The organism is Persicitalea sp., assembly GCF_041751555.1.
GTDB lineage: Bacteria > Bacteroidota > Bacteroidia > Cytophagales > Spirosomataceae > Persicitalea.
Genome location: NZ_JBGSXF010000444.1, coordinates 1 through 5,298 on the forward strand (window position 1 = coordinate 1; position 5,298 = coordinate 5,298).

Consider the following 5,298-nt stretch of genomic DNA (forward strand, 5'->3'; position numbering starts at 1 on the left):
CCGAAGAGCCGGGAGCATTCATGGCCGAGGCCAAGAAGATCATGCAGGACAGCCGCAACCCGCTCTATGCCAAAACCGCCGCCGAACTGGACACGATATGGATGAGCGCACCTTCGTCGGTACAGCAAACGCAATTCGCCACCATCATGCGCCGCCTGGCGGGCAAAGGCCAGAAAGCCGGACCCGTTTTCTATCTGATGATGCGCAACTTCCGCACGGTACTCATGCAGCCGGAAGCCGACGTGAACGGCTTCCTGGCTACGCTCGACCGCGCCAGCGAATTGTATGACGGCAAGACGTTTCAAAAAGTGCTGGAAAACATGCAGTTGCTTTTGGAAAAAAGACAGCTTTACTCTTCCAATTTCAACAAACTCTACGTCGTAGCTGGTAGCTACCGATTTCGTTTCGACGATTCCAAACCTGACCAGGATGCCCCGACGGCCGCCGCTCCCGCTAACGATGGCTGGGACACGCCCTCCGATACGGCCGTGCTTGTTTTGACCAACATGGAACCGCTTCCAACCGTGACAGGCGCATTGCTCGATCTGCAGGAGGCTGCCTTCGCGATGGTTTCCGGCGGCGACTCCGCTGTGTTCGGGCCCAGTACGGGGGCCGTTTCGCTGCGGGGCGGTACTTTTGTCGGTAAAGGCGGCAAGTTCGACTGGACGGTGGCGGGTGATCCATCCATCTACGCAGAATTCTCGGATTATAGTTTCAACGTCGTCACCCCGAAGCTGACCGTTGAGGATGCTATGCTGAATGATAAGGCTCGGCTGGAAAAGCCCGTGCAGGGTGTTTTTGAATTCAAAGCCACCCGCCGACCCACCGGGAAACCCATTACGTTTCCGCGTTTCGTGTCGCGCAAGAACGACGCCGTACTGCGCAATACCCGCAAGAGCATGACCTACAAAGGTGGTTTTAGCCTGGTGGGAACGACCGTGTACAGTACTTCGCTCAGCGGTGAACCCGCGCAGCTATACGTCACTTATCAAGACAAACCCGGCTTCCGGGCCGCCAGCAAACGCTTCGTCATCACCGATTCGACGGTAGCGGCGAAAGTGGCTGAGTTTTCGCTGCCGCTGGGCCGCGACTCAGTCTATCATCCAGGTGTGCGCTTCCGATACAGCGACGACGCGGGACTATTGCGCCTCGAGCGAGCCGACGGTACGCCTTACGCCGCCCTGCCATACATCGACAGCTACCACAAAATGAACATCTGGGCCGAGGCTCTGCGCTGGGATTTTCCGAAAGAAGAGGTTCAGTTTTATACGATCGTGGGCAAGAAGGAATTGACCGTGCGGCTGGAATCTTTCGATTATTTTCGCAAGCAACGTTTCTCGGGCATTGTCGAGGACTTTGGCTTCCAGCCGCTTATAATGGCCGCCAATTACGTGCAGACTAAGAAGGTTCAGGCATTCTCCCCTTACGATCTGGCCACGCAGTACCGTCAGGACGCCACGATTATGCGCAACGCGCTGGAAAGTCTGACGCTCGACGGGTACTTCGACAGCAGCCCAGAGGCCGATCAGTTTCGTCTGAGCAGGAAGGGCATCATGTATATCCTGGCGAATCTGGACAAGAGCGATTACGACAATTTTCAGATCATATCGCAATACCAGGCGAACAGCGAAATGGCTAACGCCAGTATCTCACTCAAAGACACGTTGCTGACAGTGCTGGGCGTGGAGCGATTTGTCGTCAGTGACTCTTTGAAAATTGTGGCCGTGCCTTCTGACAAAAAAGTAGTCATCGGACGCGGGCGCGACTTTACGGTGAACGGCCAGCTCAAATCGGCCAATTTTCGCTTTGCGGGTAATAACCTAAAATTCAACTACGACCAGTTTTTCGTGAACCTCACTGAGGTGGATTCCATTACTTACACGCCGCAGGAAAAATATGCAAAGGGTATGACGGGTGATGTGGGAGGCCATATAAAATACGACAAAGGCGGTACATTTTATCTCAGTGACCCCAAGAACAAATCGGGGCGACAGAAGGGCAGCAAGTCGCCGCGCCTGGTGATTCCCGAAGGGATCACAGTCTTTTTTGACCAGCCGGAACGTGAGAATCTAGCATACAATCGGGAGGTCTTTTTCAGAATTCCCAAAATCGATTACGACAGTCTCGATAAGCGTGACGTAGTTTTTTTGGGAACTTTCAACTCGGACGGCATCCTGCCGCCTTTCAAGGCGGTACTGAAGAGCATGGACGACAACTCGATGGGCTTTGCATACAAAGCCACTGCACCAATGAAACTGTACCAGGGTAAGTCGGCGGTCAAGTTCACCGAGCCTTTGGTGATGGACAACATGGGCCTGCGCTCGAAGGGAATCATCACACACCTGGCGGCCACTATTCAGGCCGAAGAAATGCTGCTGACGACGGATTCGCTGCTGGCTTCGGGCAATGGGGCATCGATAAAGGAGGCGACCATCGGCAAGGGTTATTTTCCCAAAGTTGAACTGAAAAACTACTCTTTGCGCTGGTTTCCCAAAGCCGATAGTATGTTTATTGCAAGCAAAGGAAACGCTTTCAACTTTTACGCAGGTACCACGCAGTTGGAAGGCGAGCTGCTGCTGCGCTCAGCGGGATTGTACGGTCAGGGAGAGCTAAAGCGGAAAGACTCCGATTTGGTTTCTCAGGACATAAAGTTCAATAAGGAGGGTTTCGTTGCCAATAAGTCGCAATTGACCGTTACGGCTGGGCAGGAAAAGTCGTTCCGGCCCATTCTATTGGGAAAAAATGTGGATGTAGATTTCAACGTTGCCAAGAATCTGGTAGAGATGACCACGGCGGCTTCGGGTTTTGGCACCGACTCTTCGGCGCTGGAATTTCCCTACGCGTCCTACCGTACCTCGATCAATAAAGCTCGCTGGAACATCGCCAACAAAACCATCGCGATGAAGGGCGACGTGGCCAACTCCACCTTCACTACTACCGCGCCCGAGCAAGAAGGGCTGGCTTTTAACGGCTCCGCTGCCCTTTACGAGATCGAGAAAATGACACTGAATGTGAGCGGCGTACCGTATGTCCGTACCGCGGACGTGAAGATCCTCCCCGACAAGGGCGTGGTGAGCATACGCAAAAACGGCGAAATGACGGAGTTCAAGAACGCCCGCATCGAGATCGATACACTCAACAGCTCGCACCGACTGAAAGAGGCGAACATCCGTATTAGCTCGCGCAACCGCTTCGAGGGGTCGGCGACTTACCAATACGTGACTTCGCGCAAGGATACCTTCAATATCAAAATGGGCAACTTTGAGCTGCACGAGATAGGGGGAGCCGTGGCGAGTGTTTCCAAAAGGAACAAGAAAGAGCCTGCTTCCGTCACGCCATCGGGGAGGTTTTATACCACAGCCCGCGCCCGTGTATCCGAGGACGACAAGTTTCAGCTTGCACCCCGAATACAATATAAGGGCGATGTGAACTTGATCGCCTACGAACCCACTCTGCAACTCGACGGGCTTATTCGTCCGCTGTTGAAGCCGCGGCCCGATCTGTCGAGTTCCTGGATCACTTTCAAAGGAGACGGTACCGACTCGACGGGGATCATCACGATCAAAGTCAATAAGGAATTAAAAAACGAAGTGGAGCAGCCGCTCTTCGCCGGGCTGCATTACCGCTCGGGCGGAGGCATGTACCTGAGTTTTCTATCGCCGAAATTTACCGAACGTGACCGCGACATTTATACCGCCCAGGGCAACCTGCGCTACGACGAGGATCAGAAGGCGTTCGTCATCATGCCACCGCCAGGGGCCGACAGTCTGGTTAACGAAGCCAATGCCTTCGTGTTTGACGATCTGAAAGGTGTCGCTTCATTCAAGGGGCCATTGCAAATCACCGAACCTACTTTGGGCCGCGCGGCGGGGCAAGTGGATGTGCAGGTGGACAGCGCCCGCTACGAGTTCAACACCCTGTTGACACTGAACCTGCCTGCGCTGGCTCCCATTGCCACCGAACTAGCTACGAAGATCGTACAGACCAACCTCGATGAACAGAATAGTGATCCCGCCGAAGACGATCAGGATCGCCTGATCGCGAAACTCGCCGCCCTCATTGGCCAGAAAGCTGCCGACGCTTACTTAACGCTGACCGCTGCTGGCTACAAGCCGCTTTACGAAGCCTCTCCCGAACTGGACGCATCGCTGGTACTTTCCAACCTTGATCTCCGCTGGTCGGATATCCACGGGGCCTATTTTTCGCTGGGTAAAATCGGGATGTCTAACTTGGGCCGTAACGACATCAACGCTCAGATGGATGGGCAGTTTGAGTTACGCCGCACCGATATGGGCGATGAGTTTAGTCTCTACCTGGAACTCTCTCCCGATGTATGGTTCTTCATGGATTACGCACAGAAGCAGGTAGGCATTGTGTCGTCGGACGTGAACTTCAACGACAAAATCACGGTAAAGTCCCAAAACACCAAGGTTAAAGGTGGTGAACTGATTCCATTGGGATTTGAAGAAAAAAACCTGTTCCTCGACCGTTTTTCCGACTTCTACCAGCCTGCCCTCAAAAAGGCGCGCATTGCTAAAGCCGCCGCCGCGAAGAAAGACGCCAAGAAGAAAGCGGAGAAAAAGAAGGCAGAAGCCACCGAAGGATTCTAAAAAAAATCATTTTGGTACAATTGTTTTGTATATTAACGCAAAGTTGAGCCAAACAACCCGGTTCCGGTGGGTTATTTGCTTTTCAATTGTATTTTTGTGCGCCTTTTTAGGATTTTGCACTCCACATCTTGAAATAATACAAAATATGACATTTGGCTTTTTCCTGGGCACTTTTGCCCTGGCTTACCTTTTGGGCTCTATTCCCACCTCAGTTTGGTACGGTATTGGCTATTTCGGCGTGGACGTACGTCAACACGGTAGTGGTAACGCGGGTGCGACCAACACCTTTCGGGTACTAGGTAAGCGCGCTGGCACCATCGTCATGTTGATCGATATTCTCAAAGGCTGGACGGCGACTTGCCTGGCCTTGCTTTTGTACTATTTTAACGTAATCGGCACTGAGGAGCTACTGACCTACAAAATCGTCTTTGGGCTAGTAGCTATCGTCGGCCACATCTACCCGATCTTCGTCAACTTCAAAGGTGGTAAGGGTGTAGCTACGCTGCTTGGCATGGTACTAGCGGTGCACAGCGAATTGGCCTTGGTATGCATCACCATTTTCATCTTAACCCTGCTGACCTCGCAGATCGTATCGCTGAGTTCGATGCTGGCGACACTAGCCTTTCCGGTAGTTTCGTTGCTGGGCATCTTCGGTCAGCCCGAAACGCTACTGGTCATCTTTGGTTTT

The 5,298-nt window shown here is 53.0% G+C and carries 2 protein-coding genes; both read left to right on the plus strand.

Features of this window, described 5'->3' with window-relative positions; all coding sequences use genetic code 11:
• On the plus strand, positions 1-4,610 hold a 4,610-nt coding region (locus ACEW8P_RS15625; protein ID WP_373514013.1), incomplete at its 5' end, for a hypothetical protein.
• A 145-nt stretch (positions 4,611-4,755) separates the two neighbouring features.
• On the plus strand, positions 4,756-5,298 hold a 543-nt coding region (plsY, locus tag ACEW8P_RS15630; protein WP_373514014.1), incomplete at its 3' end, for a glycerol-3-phosphate 1-O-acyltransferase PlsY.